We start from the raw sequence: 15,292 nt of genomic DNA, 5'->3' as shown, positions 1-15,292 counted from the left end.
ACACAATCTATACGTGCATAAGCATTTTGCAACCGGAATCTTAAACCTTAGCAAGAAACCCGCTAATGCAAATAGCTTGCATTAGCGCTTGCCATCGAGCATCTATCCAATTATGCAATTGCAACTTATTAGCAACAAGGATCAGGTATGTTGAACTGCATTTTTCGAACCACGACATTGGGCCTCTTGAGTTTGGCACTTCTCTGGGCGGGCAGCGATGGCGCATTCGCCGAGAAATTCAAGGTCGTCACGACATTCACCGTTATTGCCGATATTGCGCAGAATGTTGCAGGCGATGCAGCAATCGTGGAATCGATTACGAAACCAGGGGCAGAGATTCATAATTACCAACCCACGCCCGGCGACCTGCTGAAAGCGCAGGATGCGAAACTGGTTCTCTGGAATGGTCTTGGTCTGGAACTTTGGTTCGAAAAATTCTTTTCGCGTCTCCAGAATGTGCCGAGTGCCGTAGTTTCCGACGGCGTCGAACCAATCGACATTTCCGAGGGGCCGTATAGCGGTAAGCCCAATCCCCACGCCTGGATGTCTCCCAATGCCGCATTGATCTATGTCGATAATATTCGAGACGCTCTTGTCAAAAACGATCCTGGAAACACTCGCGTCTACAAGGCAAACGCCGAAGCCTACAAGGCCAGGATTAAAGCCACAATCGAGCCCATCCGGGCTGAGTTGACGGCAATACCCGACGACAAACGCTGGCTGGTTTCGAGCGAAGGTGCATTCTCATATCTCGCGCGGGATTTTGGCCTTAAGGAACTGTATCTCTGGCCAATCAACGCCGACCAACAGGGCACACCCCAACAGGTTCGCAGAGTAATTGATGCAGTGCGCCAGCACGGCATTTTGGCCGTTTTCTCTGAAAGCACAGTCTCCTCTGCTCCAGCCGAACAGGTTGCCCGTGAAACCAGCGCAAAATACGCCGGGGTTCTTTATGTTGATTCGCTTTCTGGGCCGGATGGCCCCGTGCCTACATATATCGACCTCTTGAAAGTGACCTCCGGCACGATCGCTGAAGGACTCAGACAATGAAAGCTCTCATAGGTCTTCATGGAAATGCCTCCGCCGCGATGGATACAGCCGCGGTCGGTGGTATCAATGTGCAGGAGGCAACCGTTACATACCGCAATGGTCATACAGCTCTGCACAATGCAAGTTTCGCAATTCCAACCGGAACGATTACCGCACTCGTGGGCGTCAATGGCTCTGGAAAATCAACGCTGTTCAAGGCGATCATGGGATTCGTGAAACTCGCCAAGGGTGAAATATCCATTCTCGGAATGCCGGTTGGAACTGCGCTCAAAAAGAACCTCGTGGCTTATGTCCCGCAAAGTGAGGATGTTGACTGGAACTTCCCTGTTCTCGTCGAAGATGTCGTCATGATGGGCCGCTATGGCCACATGGGGATGATGCGCATGCCGCGTCCGGCCGACAGGGACGCCGTGGCCAAAGCGCTTGCCCGCGTCAATATGCTCGAGTTTCGCCACCGTCAGATCGGTGAACTTTCAGGAGGGCAAAAGAAACGGGTGTTTCTCGCGCGAGCACTCGCTCAGGATGGCAAGGTCATTCTTCTTGATGAGCCCTTTACCGGCGTAGATGTCAAAACCGAGGAGGCAATCATAACCCTCCTTCAAAGCTTGCGCGATGAAGGGCGTGTTATGCTGGTTTCCACGCATAATCTCGGTAGTGTTCCAGAGTTTTGCGACCGGACGGTACTGTTGAAGCGAACGGTACTGGGATACGGGCTGACTGCCGACGTCTTCACCCAGGCAAATCTCGAAAAGACTTTCGATGGCGTGCTTCGTCATCTCGTGCTGGGGGCGTCCAAGGACGCAGGACGAGCTGTGGTCAGTGTCATAACGGATGATGAACGACCGTTTGTTGTCTATGAGGACGAAATCTCTGCGAGCAAGAGGAGCCAAAGACAATGACAATGCTGCTCGAGCCGTTCAGCTATAATTATATGCTGAATGCGATGTGGGTTTCGGCATTGGTCGGCGGTGTCTGCGCCTTCCTGTCGGCGTATCTCATGCTGAAAGGCTGGTCTCTTATCGGCGATGCACTTTCTCACTCCATCGTACCGGGCGTGGCGGGTGCTTATATGCTTGGCCTGCCCTTCTCCATCGGTGCATTCTTCTCAGGGGGCTTAGCTGCCGCAGCGATGCTCTTTCTCAACCAGCGAACAAAATTGAAGGAAGATGCGATCATCGGACTGATCTTCTCGTCATTCTTCGGCCTTGGTCTGTTTATGATCTCGCTCAAGCCCACGGCTGTAAGCATTCAAACCATTGTTCTGGGCAATATTCTCGCCATCACGCCGGAAGATACACTACAACTGGCGATCATCAGCGTCGTATCCCTCTCATTGCTTCTATTGAAGTGGAAAGACCTGATGGTCGTGTTTTTCGACGAAAACCATGCGCGTTCTATCGGTCTCAAACCCAACTTGTTGAAGGTCATGTTCTTCACACTGTTGTCGGCATCGACTGTCGCCGCCATGCAAACTGTTGGCGCATTTCTGGTCATCTGCATGGTAGTAACGCCCGGCGCAACCGCATATCTGCTAACCGACCGCTTTGCGCGACTGCTCTGGATTGCGGTTACCATCGGGTCTGTCACAAGTTTCGCCGGCGCCTATATAAGCTATTTCCTTGATGGTGCGACGGGAGGCATCATCGTCGTTCTCCAGACGCTGGTTTTCCTAAGTGTGTTTTTGCTTGCTCCAAAGCACGGGCTGCTGGCCGCACGCCGCAAAGCGGCGATCGCACTCAAGGGGACTTGGCAATGACTCTTCTCGACATGCTGGCTTCGCCTTTCCAGTTCGAATTCATGCAATATGCGCTGGCGATTTCAGTGCTTATCGCGGTTCCGGCAGCATTGCTGTCGTGCTTTCTGGTGCTTAAAGGCTGGTCTCTGATGGGCGATGCGATCAGCCATGCCGTTCTTCCCGGGGTCGTTGTCGCTTATATCATAGGGATACCTTTCGGCATCGGAGCCTTTGTCGCGGGCATGGCCTGCGCGCTTGCGACCGGGTATCTCGCCGAAAACAGCCGTATCAAACAGGATACGGTGATGGGCATTGTTTTCTCCGGCATGTTCAGCCTCGGCCTCGTTCTCTATGTGGCGATCCGCTCCGCAGTGCATCTTGATCATATCCTATTCGGAGACATGCTTGGCATAACTTTGTCTGACCTGGTTGAAACCGCCAGTATCGCCACGCTGGTCGCTAGCATTCTGATCGTCAGGTGGCGCGACTTCATGCTACACGCGTTTGATCCGGCACAAGCCCGAGCGGTCGGCCTGCCGGTTCGTCTGCTGCACTATGGTTTGCTTTGCCTGATATCGTTGACGATTGTCGGCGTTCTAAAAGCAGTGGGTATCATTCTGGCCATAGCCATGCTGATTGCGCCGGGTGCGATTGCGTTTCTGCTAACGCGCAAGTTCAGCACGATGATGTTGCTTGCAGTGACAATCGCCGTGACGGCGTCCTTCCTGGGCGTCTACCTATCGTTCTTCATCGATAGTGCTCCGGCCCCAACCATCGTTCTGCTGATGACCGTGATGTTCCTCATCGCCTTTGTTCGCTCCTCCCGGCGCAATGCAAAATTCGAAGAGCGTGTCGAGGTCTGAACCAACCCCAATGACAAATCGGACCCATACTCCCCGTTGGGGTCCACTTGCTTGCGGCGTGGGCAGCCTTGCAAAGCTGTCCACGCCGTCGGTTGCGCGTCATACAGCTGTTATAAAACCTCGCTAAACAGCCAATAAATGACGTTCCAGAGTGGAACTGAGGTTGTTTTCTCCGCCCAATTTAACTTTTGCGGCTTGTCGAGGTAGCTTAAAGATGCTTCAATCCACATTGCACGGCTGTGCAGAAAGAACACAACCAGCCGGCGATCCTGGGGAGGAGATGCCTATGCCTGCGTTTTTGGAGGTGGCGGACGCGCGCGTTCGTTATGGCAACAATGAAGTTCTCAAAGGCGTGAACCTGTCCGTCAGGAAGGGTGAGTTCGTTGCGCTTCTAGGCTCGTCCGGTTGCGGCAAGACAACCCTGCTGCGCGCGATTGCCGGCTTCAACGTGCCATCCGGCGGAGCGATCCGGGTTGGCGGCAAAGACGTCACTAAATTACCTCCGGACAAACGCGGCATGGCCCTTGTCTTCCAGTCTTATGCACTCTGGCCGCACATGACAGTGGCGCAGAATATGGGATACGGCCTGCGTATTCGTGGCGCAGCAAAGGAAACCATACGACAGAAGGTCGAGGAAATTGCCCGCCTGCTCGGGCTGGATGCCTTGCTGGAGCGCAAACCTGCCGCCCTTTCCGGCGGGCAACGCCAGCGTGTTGCCCTCGGACGGGCTCTCGCCATCCAGCCAGACATCCTGCTGCTGGATGAACCGCTTTCCAATCTCGATGCACGCATCAGACTATCGGTTCGCCATGAAATTAGCGCTTTGCAGCGCCGTCTCGGCATCACCGCAGTCCATGTAACTCACGACCGGGAAGAAGCCATGGTGATGGCCGACCGCATCGTCATCCTCAACAATGGCGAAATCGCACAGGCAGGCGCACCGGAAGAAGTTTATAACCACCCGGCGTCGGATTTCGTCGCAGCCTTCATGGGCGCGGAGAATCTGATCGAAGTGCCGGTTCAGATAAAGGCCGATCGCATCGAGATCGCAGCAGGCGCGAATAACAAAGCAAGCACCATTTCAGCAGGGCGTCGCAATCTGTCTGACGGGATGGCGTCGGCACGCTTCCGCAGTGAGGCGGCCCGCCTCACTGTGCCGGGGACGGAACGCAATTCGCCGCAATCTGAACTAACGCTCAGCGGAACGGTCGAGCAGACCAGTTATCCCGGCGGCCTGTGGCGGCATATGATCCGTGTTGGCGACCGCCATATCATGGTCGATGCCCAGGAAAGCCATCAGCCCGGCGCGAATGTCGAAATTCATATAGCCGAGCACGCCCTGTTTTTATTCGACAAATAAATCGGCCGGCCGCTCTCTTTTCGCGAATACCCGGCCACGCACCACGGAGTTCAGGGAGACCAATGATCGCTGAAACAGGAAATCAGGCGCAAATTCCCTAATGCACAGCTGTGCACAACGTTCGATAACTCTGCCACATATCAATATGGGAAAAATCCCATCTCGACGTCATTTCCATGGGCGGCTTCGCCCGGGATGCCACCGTTCCCGATAAGCACCACCGGATGCATTGCATCTGTATTCAATCACAAGTCCGGAAAATTCCGGTTTCAGACAGGAGTCCTTTTCATGAGAACGATCCTGAATGCGGCAATGGCAATCGGCCTCACCGTTGCACCGGCTGCCGCCGACGAACTTACCGTCATCACAGCGGGCGACCAGAACATGGTCGATTACATCAATCAGTATCTTGGACCATTGTTCGAGAAGGAAAATCCCGGAACCACAGTTCGTGTGGTCGGAACAGGTCCCGGCGATGCAGGCTCGCAGAAGGTTCTTGAACGTTTCGAAGCCCAGTCCAAGGCTGGCGTGGAAAAGTGGGATACAGACGTCGCTGTCGTCCACGAGAAATTTGTCGGACCGATGGTAACGGCAAAGTTCCTCGAAAATTATCGGAGCAAGATCGATAGCGGCAAGCTGGTGACGCGCGAAAATGCGAAGATGGCGCTCGGCACTGATGTCGACGGTTACGTCATGCCGATGTTCAACAGCCAGACCGCACTTGCCTACAACCCTGCTCTCGTTGCCAATCCGCCGAAGAGTTACGACGAACTCGTCGCCTGGGCCAAGGAAAATCCCAAGCAATTCGGTTACAACGGCATCAAGGGTGGCGCGTCGGGCGTAAGCTTCGTCATGGGCTGGATCTATGCTTATGGCGGCGACGCAGAGAAGCTGATGAAAGGCCCATTCGAAGAAGGCGCAGCGAAAAACTGGGACAAGGCGTTTGCCTCGCTCAAGGATTTTACAAAGAACGCCACCCTCACCCCAGGCAACGCCGGTACACTGGACATGTTGAGCCGCGGCGAGATCGCGATGGGACCAGTCTGGGTCGACATGTTCTATTCGTGGAAGGCAAATGGACAACTTCCGCCAGAAATGAAACTTGTTTTGCCCGCCCCCGGCATGCCCGGACAGCCGATGCACTATGTGATCCCGGAAAAAAGCGCACATAAGGAACTTGCCGAAAAGTTTGTTGCGTTGGCGACAAGCCCGAAGGTGCAGGCCGAAGGCATCGTCAAGCGCTTCAACTGGTATCCGGGCATCGATGCCGACCACGTCAAGGCAGAGCTGGACAGCGACACCTGGAACAAGCTTTTCACCGATATTTCGCCGGACGACCTCGCGAAATACGGAAAGCCTTTCCCGATCGCACCCTATAACACCGCTATTCTGGAAGCGTATGAGCGTCAGGTAGGCAACTAAACCCTACCCTTGATTGGAGTGCTCAGCTGAACAAGATTTTCAGTCTGAGCGCTCCCGCACTCACTTTCATGAGGTTTCGAATGCCGCATCGACTGACGGGAATTCTGCTTGTCGCGCCCGCGCTGGCGATCGTCCTGCTCCTGTTCATTATACCGCTTTTCGGGGCGATCACCGGAGCTTTCCATGTTTCCGGTGAATGGGGAACCGGCAACTTCACCAAGGCATTCGAGCTTTATTCCAGCGACATAATCTTCACTTTTGTCATTGTCACACTGTCATCTCTGCTGATTGCGTTGTTCTCTATTGCGATCGGCGGCTATTTGACACTGGGCTCCAATGCGCGTGCTGTCACCGTTCTGCGCTGGCTTTATCGCTGGCCGCTTTTTATCCCCTTCATTGTCGTTGGCCAGATACTTCGCACTTTCCTTGCCAAGAACGGTTTGATGAACAGCCTGCTCATCGAAACCGGACTTCTCACGCCGCTGCAGGCAATGAGTTTTCTCGACTGGCGCGGCATCGTCATCGCATTCGTCTGGAAACAAACGCCATTTGTCACGCTGCTGCTGGCGGGCGCCATGGCATCCATTGACCGCAGCACAATCGAATCCGCTCGCAATCTTGGCGCCGGACGGCTGCGAATTCTCATCGAAATTGTCCTCCCCCAAGTTCGCCAGACGCTGCTCGTCGGGCTTATCCTGAGCTTTGTCACCATGATGTCCGTCTTGTCCGTACCCTTGATGATCAACGCGCAATCACCAACGATGATTACGGCGAACATGGCATTCCGCATCAATGCTTATGGGGATTACGGCGTCGCGAATGCGCTGGGTACGATCTCACTTCTCATGACCAGTCTTGTCGCCTGGATTTACCTCCGTCAGACCATGAAAGAGCACGGCCAATGAGCAACACCTTCGACTGGCGCTGGATACCCCGCGGCATATTGCTTGGCCTGCTCGCTTTCGCGATTTTCGGGCCGCTCGCCAACCTGCTTCTGTGGGCTGTAGCTGAGCGCTGGTATTTCCCGCACACATTGCCACTTCAATATGGATTTTCATTCTGGGCGAATGTGTTTTCGCCCCGCGGCAATGCGCTATCGTCGCTTGGCACAAGTGTTGTGATTGCAGGGCTGACCGTGATTGTATCACTCGGTTTCGCCGTCCCTGCCGGGTATGCTCTCGCCAGGCTGAAACTGCCGTTTCGCGGCTTGATCCTTTTGACGCTGCTCATCCCGCAAGCTTTCCCAAACCTGCCCGTTTACGTGAACATTGCCCAAATGTTCTATTCATTCGGCCTGAATGGAACGATCACAGGTGTCGTTCTGGTGCATGTCACCCATGGTCTGGTCTATGCAGTCTGGATTGCCACGGCAGCGTTTTCCGCGATAGACCGTGAGCTTGAAGAAGCTGCGCGGTCATTGGGCGCTTCCGCCCTCAAGACGTTCTTCGACATCACCCTGCCGATAGCCGCGCCCGGTCTTCTTGCAAGCGCGATCTTTGTCTTTCTTGAATCGCTCGATGAGTTTACGGGCACTTATTTCGTAGGTGCTCCTGATATTTCCACCCTGCCCTTGCTGCTTTATACAGCAAGTTCCGGAGGCAATTATCAAATCGCATCGATCAGCGCATTGATATTGCTGGTGCCGTCGATTGCCTTCATGTTCGTGGTCGAGCGTTTCCTCCGGGCCGATGTCCTTTCAAAAGTAGGGCGATAAAATGCCAGATAAAGAACCGCCTCGAGAGCAGGACATCGTGGACAACCAGCCACGCTTCATCAGTGCACATGAAGTCGCGGTTGAAGCAGGTGTGTCCCGTTCCGCGGTGTCCCGGACTTTTACGCCCGGCGCCAGCGTTTCGCCCGCAACACGCGAAAAGGTGCTGAAAGCGGCTGAAAAACTTGGCTATCAGGTCAATGACCTTGCGCGGGGCCTCCTTGCCAATCGCAGCCGTATCGTTGGCATGATTGCCGCAGATCCGGACAGCCCTTTCCGCTCCCGCCAGATCGCAGCGCTTTCCCGGCGGCTTGCGGCGCGCGGCAGCGTGCCGGTATTGATCCCGACCGGCCAGCACGGAGAAAATCTCTCTGCCGCTCACGAAACGCTGCTGCGTTATCGGGCCGAAGCAACAGTGGTTCTTTCCGGCATGCCCTCCTCATCATTTGTGGAGCTCGCCCAACGAAACGGCCAGACCCTCATTCTGGTCGGGCGAACCGAAGAAGGAGCCGATCACATTCACATTAACAATCGGCTTGCCGCCGAAACAGCGGTCGATATTTTTGCCGCACGTGGCATGAAAAGGCTCGGCCTCATAACGTCGAATGTCGGCAGTCTCAACCTCGTCGAACGCGAGAACGCTTTCATTGAAAAATGCCGGTGCCTTGGACTGAGCGTCAGCGTGCAGCGTGGCGAACTGACCGATTATGACGGCGGTTATGGCGCGGCATCTCTCCTATTGGGCGAAAAAGAGCGGGTCGAAGGCATTTTCTGCGTCAACGATCTTATGGCTTTCGGCATGATGGACTGTGCGCGCGATGTCTTCAATCTCTCCATTCCCGACGATATTTCGGTCATCGGCTTCGACAACGTTACGGAAGCACGCTGGGGCGCCTATCGCCTGACAACATTCGATCAAAATGCAGAACGCCTTTCAGCCGAAATCGTTCGGTTGCTGGACGAACGACATGCGGCACCAAACGCACCGCCCCGAACTGTCATACTTGAACTGCCGCTCATTCTCCGCAGCAGCGTCAGGCCCATTAAAAACGAACGCGGCACTCGGGGGATGCCGGATCAATGAATTTCCATTCTATATGGTTGCGTCCCGCACGTGACGATCTCCGATTTCTCGAATCTATCGTGACAGAGCTAGCTGGCCGCTTCGCTTCGCCCATATTCGAGCCGCATGCGACGCTCGTGCCCGACATGAGACGTTCGGCAGATGAACTGCTGCCATTGGCGCTCAGCCTTACAGTTGGCCGCAAACCGCTGGACGTTCTGGTTGAGGGCGTGGCAGGAACGGAAGCTTATTTCCGCTCCTTTTATGCCGCTTTGCAGAAAACGCCTGCACTGATGGCCTTGAAACAGGACTCGCTCGACATTTCGGGAGAGAAAGACGTTTCTGCCTTTCTTCCGCATGTCTCGCTTGCCTACGGCGTCGCCGACCATCCCTCGCGCGAAAGAGAGATGACTCGCATGGCAGGCTTGCTGTTTGGTCGCAGCATTCGCTTCGACCGAATGGTGATCGTCAGTTCTTCCAGCGAAACACCGATTGATCAATGGATCGTCAAACACGAAATCTATCTTGCCGGATAGAAAAAGCCCGCTGATTGGCGGGCTTTTGGACTTTTTAGGCTCAAAGCGGACGCGGATACTGTCTGTGGACTTTCTCGATATCCTCCAGAACGTCATCTGAGAGTTTGATCTGATGCGCCGCGATATCGACTTTCAGTTGCTCGACAGACGTCGCGCCGATGATAGCCGACGTCATGAACGACCGCGTCAACGTAAAGGCGATAGCCATCTGGGCAATATCGAGGCCATGTTTCTTGGCAACATCGATATAGGCGCGAACAGCTGGCTCCGAATGAATGTTGCTGCGCCAGAGGCCGCCTTCGGAAATGGCTGCGCGTGAACCGGCTGGCAGTTTGCCACCCAGATATTTTCCGGTCAGCACACCGGCCGCCAGTGTCGAATAGGCAAGCAATCCCACATTTTCGCAGAGCGACAACTCTGCCAAATCGAAATCGAACTGGCGCTGCAAAAGGCTATATTCATTTTGGATCGAGGCGACGCGCGGCAGGCCGTGCTGTTCGGCCAAACGAAGCCACTGCATTGTTCCCCAGGCTGTCTCATTGGAAAGACCTATATGCCGGATCTTTCCGTCCCGAACCATGTCTCCCAGTCCAAGCAGAACGTCATGCATCTGTTGGGTTTCTGCCGCCCCATCCGTAGTGGAAGGATCGAAGGTCCAGCTTTGGCCAAAATGATAGTGCGCCCGCATTGGCCAATGGACCTGATAAAGGTCGATATAGTCCGTCTGGAGACGCCGCAGGCTATTTTCTACTGCTTCGCGAACACTGGTACGGCTCGGCTTGGCACCATCTCGAATCCAGTTCTGCCTGCCGCCGCCGGCAATCTTGCTTGCCAGCACGACCTTGTCGCGCTTTCCGGATTTCTTGAACCAGCTGCCAATATAAGCCTCTGTCTTGCCATAGCTTTCCGGGCTCATGGGAATGGCATAACCTTCGGCGGTATCGATAAAGTTGATACCGGCATCAAGAGCAATGTCCAGCTGTTCATGAGCATCGAGCTCGGTATTCTGCACGCCCCAGGTCATGGTGCCGAGGCAAATTTCAGTGACAGTAAGGCCAGTACGGCCCAAAGGCTTCATTTTCACGAGAATTTTCCGGATCGATTGTTCGCGACTGCGCGATATGAGAAGGGGACCAATTGATAGCCCCGCTCCCCCGCGACTGACAAGTCTGTCACGAAATTTTTAGGTCAAACTACAAAAACCGCTCTGCCGAATAGGGCCTCGGGTCGATGAAGGTTTCCTCCCCGACAAGCATCTCGGCGAGCAGGCGTCCCGTCGCAGGTCCAAGCGTCAAACCGTGGTGGGCATGACCAAAATTGAACCACAGTCCTTTGTGCCGTGGCGCAGCACCTATGACCGGGCGCATGTCAGGCAGGCAGGGGCGCAGCCCAAGCCACGGCGTCTTTTCAATGGCTTCTCCCAATTGTGGTACCAGCTGGCGTGCGATTTTCTCATCCTTCGTGAGCTGAATACGATTGGCGGGTGCATCTGGCGAAGCGAACTCGATCCCTGTCGATAGACGCACACCCTGAACCATGGGTGCGAGAACATAGCCTGCTTCTTCATCGACGACTGTGTGACCGAGCCGCGAGCCGTCCTTCATGGTGTAATGAAGATGATGACCCCGCTTGATGCCAAGCGGGATCGGATAGCCGAATTTCCTGAAGATGAGATTTGATTGTGGTCCCAACGCCACTACAACGTCACGGGCATGGACAGCGCCCTCTTCCGTTACCACCTGCCAGCCGCTCCCGCCCGGTGCCAGGGTCGTAGCCTCGCCATGAACGAAGCTACCGCCATTCCTGATAAACAATTCAGCATAGGCTTTGACCAGTCCACCTGGATTCACCACGGTCTTCGGATCGAGCCAGTGGATGCCGCCCGCCACATCACCAAGCGATGTTTCGCGCTGGCGCAAGGCTGGCGCATCCAGAATGTCATAGGACAAATTGAAACGCTGCAGATCGGGAAGACGCCGAACTGCGGCGTCGAATGCCGAAGATGTCCTGAACACTTCGATCCACCCTTGCGACCGGATCAATTTTTCACTGCCGGACCGCGCTACCAGAACATCATGTTCGCGGACGCTCGCTTCAATCAATGGCAACATCGCATTCGTGGCAGTTTTCAATCGTTCTGGCGATGACTCTCGCCAATATCGAAACAGCCAGCGAGCCATTTTAGGGATATAGAATGGACTGTAGCGAACGTCTGAGCGACGATTCATGCCATAGCGCACAAGCGTCCAGAAACCTTGCGGAAAGGAATAGGGAATAACGCTTGATCGCTCGATCAAACCCGCATTCCCGAAACTTGTTCCGCTGCCCGGCTCACTCTTATCTATAAGACAGACAGAACGGCCTCGCGCTTGTAGATGCAGTGCCGTTGATACCCCTACAATACCCGCACCCAGAACGATGACATCTTGTTGCTGAATCGGCATTTTCGGCATCCACAAAAGCAGAGAAATAAACGCGCCGATTTGCAGTCGGCGCGCTATTGCTTACAGCAAAGAGCTGTGTCTTTTACAAGTAATCAATAGATATCAAAGTCGAAATATTTCTTCATGATCGCGGCATAAGTCCCATCGTCGCGAATTTTCTTGATCGCCGCATTGAACTGTTCCCGCAGATCGTCATCACCCTGACGCAGCGCAATGCCGGTATCGGTCCGCGTGCCGGGAATGTCGCCAATGAGCTTGCAGCAATCCGCACCGTCGCCCTTGATCCAGTCCGTGATCGGGAATTTGTCGGAAACGACAGCATCGAGACGCCCGTTTTTCAGGTCCGCATTGGCTTCATCGGCAGTGGGATAAAGCTTAACATCAGCGCCTGCCTTGCCGTATACGTCCTCTGCATAATTCCCCTGCGTCGTCGATCCCTGGGCGCCAACCGATTTTCTCTTGAAAGCCTCGGCATCCAGAGATGTGATCGTGCTATCTTTCGGCACGACGACAGAAAGCGGAGTGGAATAATACTTGTCGGTGAACGCAACTTCCCTTTTGCGCTCTTCCGTAATGCTCATGGACGAAATGACTGCGTCGAACTTGTTCGATTTGAGGCCTGGAATCATTCCGTCCCAGTCGTTGGCAACAAGCGTGCACTTGGCATCCATGGCCTTGCACAGAGCATTGGCTATGTCGATATCGAGGCCTTGCAGCGAACCATCGGCAGCCACAAAATTAAATGGCGGATACGCACCTTCGTTTGCAATGCGGATTTCCTTCCATTCCTTGGCCTGCGCTGGCAAAGCAGCGATTATGGACGCGACGCCTGCAAACAGGATGGCTTTCAGCATACTTGTTCCCCTTATTCCTTTGTTATAATTATATTATTGGAGCAATACCCTTTCAGGGCAATGCTCCGTCTCTTTGTGTGTCTTTCAACTGAAGCACCGGACGCCCCCGACATCAAGAGAGCGCCCGATGAAATTTTGGCATCAATAGATGTCGAAATCGAAATACTTCTTGCGGATTGTTTCGTAGGTGCCGTTGTCGCGAATTTTCTTGATAGCGGCATTGAACTGTTCACGCAGATCGTCGTCACCCTTGCGAAGAGCAATCGAAATTTTCGTTTCGGAACCTGGAATATCGCCGAGGAACTTGCAGCAGTTCGCACCCTGTTTCTTCAGCCAGTCAGCGGCGAGAAACTTGTCGGCAGCGATTGCATCCAGACGCCCACTCTCAAGGTCGGCATTTGCTTCGTCGGCAGTCGGATAGAGCTTAACCTCTGCTCCTGCCTTGCCGTAGACATCATCGGCATAATTGCCCTGTGTGGTGCCGGCCTGAGCGCCAACCGTCTTTCCGTCGAATGCTGACGGATCAAGCGAGGTCATATCCGTGTCCTTCGGCACGACAACCGCAAGCGGGGTTGTGTAATAGCGATCCGTGAAGGCAACCTGCTTTTCGCGCTCCTCCGTGATGGCCATCGAAGCAATGACCGCATCGAACTTGTTCGCCTGCAAGCCAGGAATCATACCGTCCCAGTCATTGGCCACAATGGTGCACTTGGCTTCCATCGCTTCGCAAAGCGCATTCGCGATATCGAGATCGAAACCTTCAAGTTTGCCGTCTGGAGACATGTAGTTGAACGGAGGATATGCGCCTTCGCTCGCGATACGGATTTCTTTCCATTCCTTCGCCTGAACCGGCAAAGCGAAAAAGACTGAGGCCAGACCGGCCAGCACAACTGATTTCAACATGGCTTTCCTACTTCTTCTAAGCGCACCCCGAACATACTGGATCGGAGTACACAGATAGATACAATAACGCGGACAAACATACTCCATCCGCCAGTTTGGATCGGGCAATGCGCTCAAATCCGATCCTATTCAATTGCGACTTTGGTAGGGCAGAGACGACCGCCGCCAAAAACGCAAACGGGGTCTGCTGCGCACGAGCGCAACAGACCCCGCATTCATGCGGCAGGAGCTATCAGGCAACCATGCGTGCGCAATGATCTTCCTGTGCGTAGGCCTTGCCAAAGCGGTTCGCGAGGAATGCTTCGAGCGTGATGTCTTCCTGGCGGATGAAGCCCTGCTGCGGAAGATCACCCTTGGCGAGCATGTCGAGCACGGCGCAGATTGCCGAAGCCGTCGTGATCTGGATGCCCGAACGAATGATTTTGCCAACCGGAGCGGCGTAAACCTTGTTCGCATAGGTTTCCTGAACCAGACGGCCGTTCTTGGTGCCCGAAACGGTCACGAAAATCACCACAACGTCCTGAAGGGTCGTCGGCAAGGCATTTTCGAAAATGTCCTTGAGCACTTCACGGCGATGGCGCAGGCCGAGATCGTTGAGAAGCGCCTTCATCAGCGCGACGTGACCCGGATAGCGGATGGTGCGGTAGTTGAGCGTGCGAACCTTGCCTTCCAGCGTTTCGCAGAGCGTGCCGAGACCACCGGAGGTGTTGAAGGCTTCGTAGGTAACGCCATCGAGCGAGAACTCTTCGCGTTCTTCAAGGGCAGGAACTTCAGTCAGCTCGCCATTCACGATGGCTTCGCACGGCTCGATATATTCGTTGATGACGCCGTCGGTGCTCCAGGTCAGGTTGTAGTTCAGAGCATTGGATGGGTACTGCGGCAGAGCGCCAACGCGCATACGAACGCTGTCGAGCTTGTCGAAACGCTTGGCAAGATCATAGGCAGCGATGGAGATGAAGCCCGGAGCAAGGCCGCACTGCGGAATGAAAGCCGTCTTGGCTGTCTTGGCCAGTTCCTTGACGCGGCGCGTGCTGGCAACGTCTTCAGTCAGGTCGAGATAATGGACGCCTGCCTTGGCCGCAGCTTCTGCGATACGGGTCGTCAGATGGAAGGGCGCTGCGCTAAGCACGGCGAACTTGCCGGTAAGAGCCGCTTCGAGAGCCTTGGCATCTTCGATATCAAGAGCCTGCGTCTTGACTTCCACACCGGATTCCAGTGCGTCGAGCTGCGCCTGAGAGCGGTCGACAACGGTAACGGCATACTCGCCCGTAGAAGCGAGAAGATCGGCAATGGTGGCGCCAATTTTGCCTGCACCGACAACAACGATCTCTTTCATAAAATTTCCCCTTGG

The 15,292-nt window shown here is 54.6% G+C and carries 15 protein-coding genes; 10 read left to right on the top strand and 5 right to left on the bottom strand.

Features of this window, described 5'->3' with window-relative positions; genetic code table 11:
• Positions 1-147 precede the first annotated feature (147 nt).
• From AC0TOF_RS12970 to AC0TOF_RS12925, 10 genes are all read left to right on the top strand, one after another.
• Positions 148-1,050 (top strand): metal ABC transporter substrate-binding protein, encoded by a 903-nt coding sequence (locus tag AC0TOF_RS12970; protein WP_473768550.1) that lies wholly within the window; start codon positions 148-150, stop codon positions 1,048-1,050.
• Positions 1,047-1,949, top strand: a complete 903-nt coding sequence (locus AC0TOF_RS12965) for a manganese/iron ABC transporter ATP-binding protein (RefSeq protein WP_473768549.1) — start codon at positions 1,047-1,049, stop codon at positions 1,947-1,949. The genes AC0TOF_RS12970 and AC0TOF_RS12965 overlap by 4 nt, the downstream gene beginning before the upstream one ends.
• Entirely contained in the window at positions 1,946-2,806 is an 861-nt protein-coding gene (locus AC0TOF_RS12960; RefSeq protein ID WP_473768548.1) for a metal ABC transporter permease, read from the top strand. The genes AC0TOF_RS12965 and AC0TOF_RS12960 overlap by 4 nt, the downstream gene beginning before the upstream one ends.
• Complete coding sequence (locus AC0TOF_RS12955) at positions 2,803-3,648, top strand: metal ABC transporter permease (RefSeq protein ID WP_473768547.1); 846 nt, start codon at positions 2,803-2,805, stop codon at positions 3,646-3,648. Before AC0TOF_RS12960 ends, AC0TOF_RS12955 begins: the two co-directional genes overlap by 4 nt.
• A gap of 286 nt (positions 3,649-3,934) precedes the next feature.
• Positions 3,935-5,008 (top strand): ABC transporter ATP-binding protein, encoded by a 1,074-nt coding sequence (locus tag AC0TOF_RS12950; RefSeq protein WP_473768546.1) that lies wholly within the window; start codon positions 3,935-3,937, stop codon positions 5,006-5,008.
• Positions 5,009-5,296: 288 nt separating this feature from the next.
• Positions 5,297-6,430 (top strand): ABC transporter substrate-binding protein, encoded by a 1,134-nt coding sequence (locus tag AC0TOF_RS12945; RefSeq protein ID WP_473768545.1) that lies wholly within the window; start codon positions 5,297-5,299, stop codon positions 6,428-6,430.
• A gap of 80 nt (positions 6,431-6,510) precedes the next feature.
• On the top strand, positions 6,511-7,335 hold the full coding sequence (locus AC0TOF_RS12940; protein ID WP_473768544.1) for an ABC transporter permease: 825 nt from the start codon (positions 6,511-6,513) through the stop codon (positions 7,333-7,335).
• A complete protein-coding gene (locus AC0TOF_RS12935; protein ID WP_473768543.1) occupies positions 7,332-8,144 on the top strand; it encodes an ABC transporter permease in 813 nt (270 codons plus the stop codon). Before AC0TOF_RS12940 ends, AC0TOF_RS12935 begins: the two co-directional genes overlap by 4 nt.
• A 1-nt stretch (position 8,145) precedes the next feature.
• On the top strand, positions 8,146-9,225 hold the full coding sequence (locus tag AC0TOF_RS12930; protein ID WP_473768542.1) for a LacI family DNA-binding transcriptional regulator: 1,080 nt from the start codon (positions 8,146-8,148) through the stop codon (positions 9,223-9,225).
• Positions 9,222-9,740: a haloacid dehalogenase gene (locus tag AC0TOF_RS12925; RefSeq protein ID WP_473768541.1), complete on the top strand. Its 519-nt coding sequence runs from the start codon at positions 9,222-9,224 to the stop codon at positions 9,738-9,740. Before AC0TOF_RS12930 ends, AC0TOF_RS12925 begins: the two co-directional genes overlap by 4 nt.
• Positions 9,741-9,780: 40 nt before the next feature.
• Here the strand turns inward: AC0TOF_RS12925 and AC0TOF_RS12920 are convergent, their stop codons facing one another.
• The 5 genes from AC0TOF_RS12920 to AC0TOF_RS12900 all read right to left on the bottom strand — a co-directional run bounded on the left by AC0TOF_RS12920 (position 9,781) and on the right by AC0TOF_RS12900 (position 15,277).
• Positions 9,781-10,818 (bottom strand): aldo/keto reductase, encoded by a 1,038-nt coding sequence (locus tag AC0TOF_RS12920; RefSeq protein ID WP_473768618.1) that lies wholly within the window; start codon positions 10,816-10,818, stop codon positions 9,781-9,783.
• Positions 10,819-10,933: 115 nt separating this feature from the next.
• Positions 10,934-12,184, bottom strand: coding sequence for an NAD(P)/FAD-dependent oxidoreductase (locus AC0TOF_RS12915; RefSeq protein WP_473768540.1), 1,251 nt, complete (start codon positions 12,182-12,184; stop codon positions 10,934-10,936).
• Positions 12,185-12,276: 92 nt separating this feature from the next.
• Positions 12,277-13,038 (bottom strand): ABC transporter substrate-binding protein, encoded by a 762-nt coding sequence (locus tag AC0TOF_RS12910; protein WP_473768539.1) that lies wholly within the window; start codon positions 13,036-13,038, stop codon positions 12,277-12,279.
• A gap of 141 nt (positions 13,039-13,179) precedes the next feature.
• Complete coding sequence (locus tag AC0TOF_RS12905; protein WP_473768538.1) at positions 13,180-13,941, bottom strand: ABC transporter substrate-binding protein; 762 nt, start codon at positions 13,939-13,941, stop codon at positions 13,180-13,182.
• A gap of 232 nt (positions 13,942-14,173) precedes the next feature.
• A complete protein-coding gene (locus tag AC0TOF_RS12900; protein WP_473768537.1) occupies positions 14,174-15,277 on the bottom strand; it encodes a saccharopine dehydrogenase family protein in 1,104 nt (367 codons plus the stop codon).
• Positions 15,278-15,292 lie beyond the last annotated feature (15 nt).

The sequence above is a fragment of the Ochrobactrum sp. PL_is501 genome, from assembly GCF_055816895.1.
The sequence above is the reverse complement of the archived record's forward strand: the minus strand, read 5'-3'. Positions and strand labels throughout refer to the sequence as shown.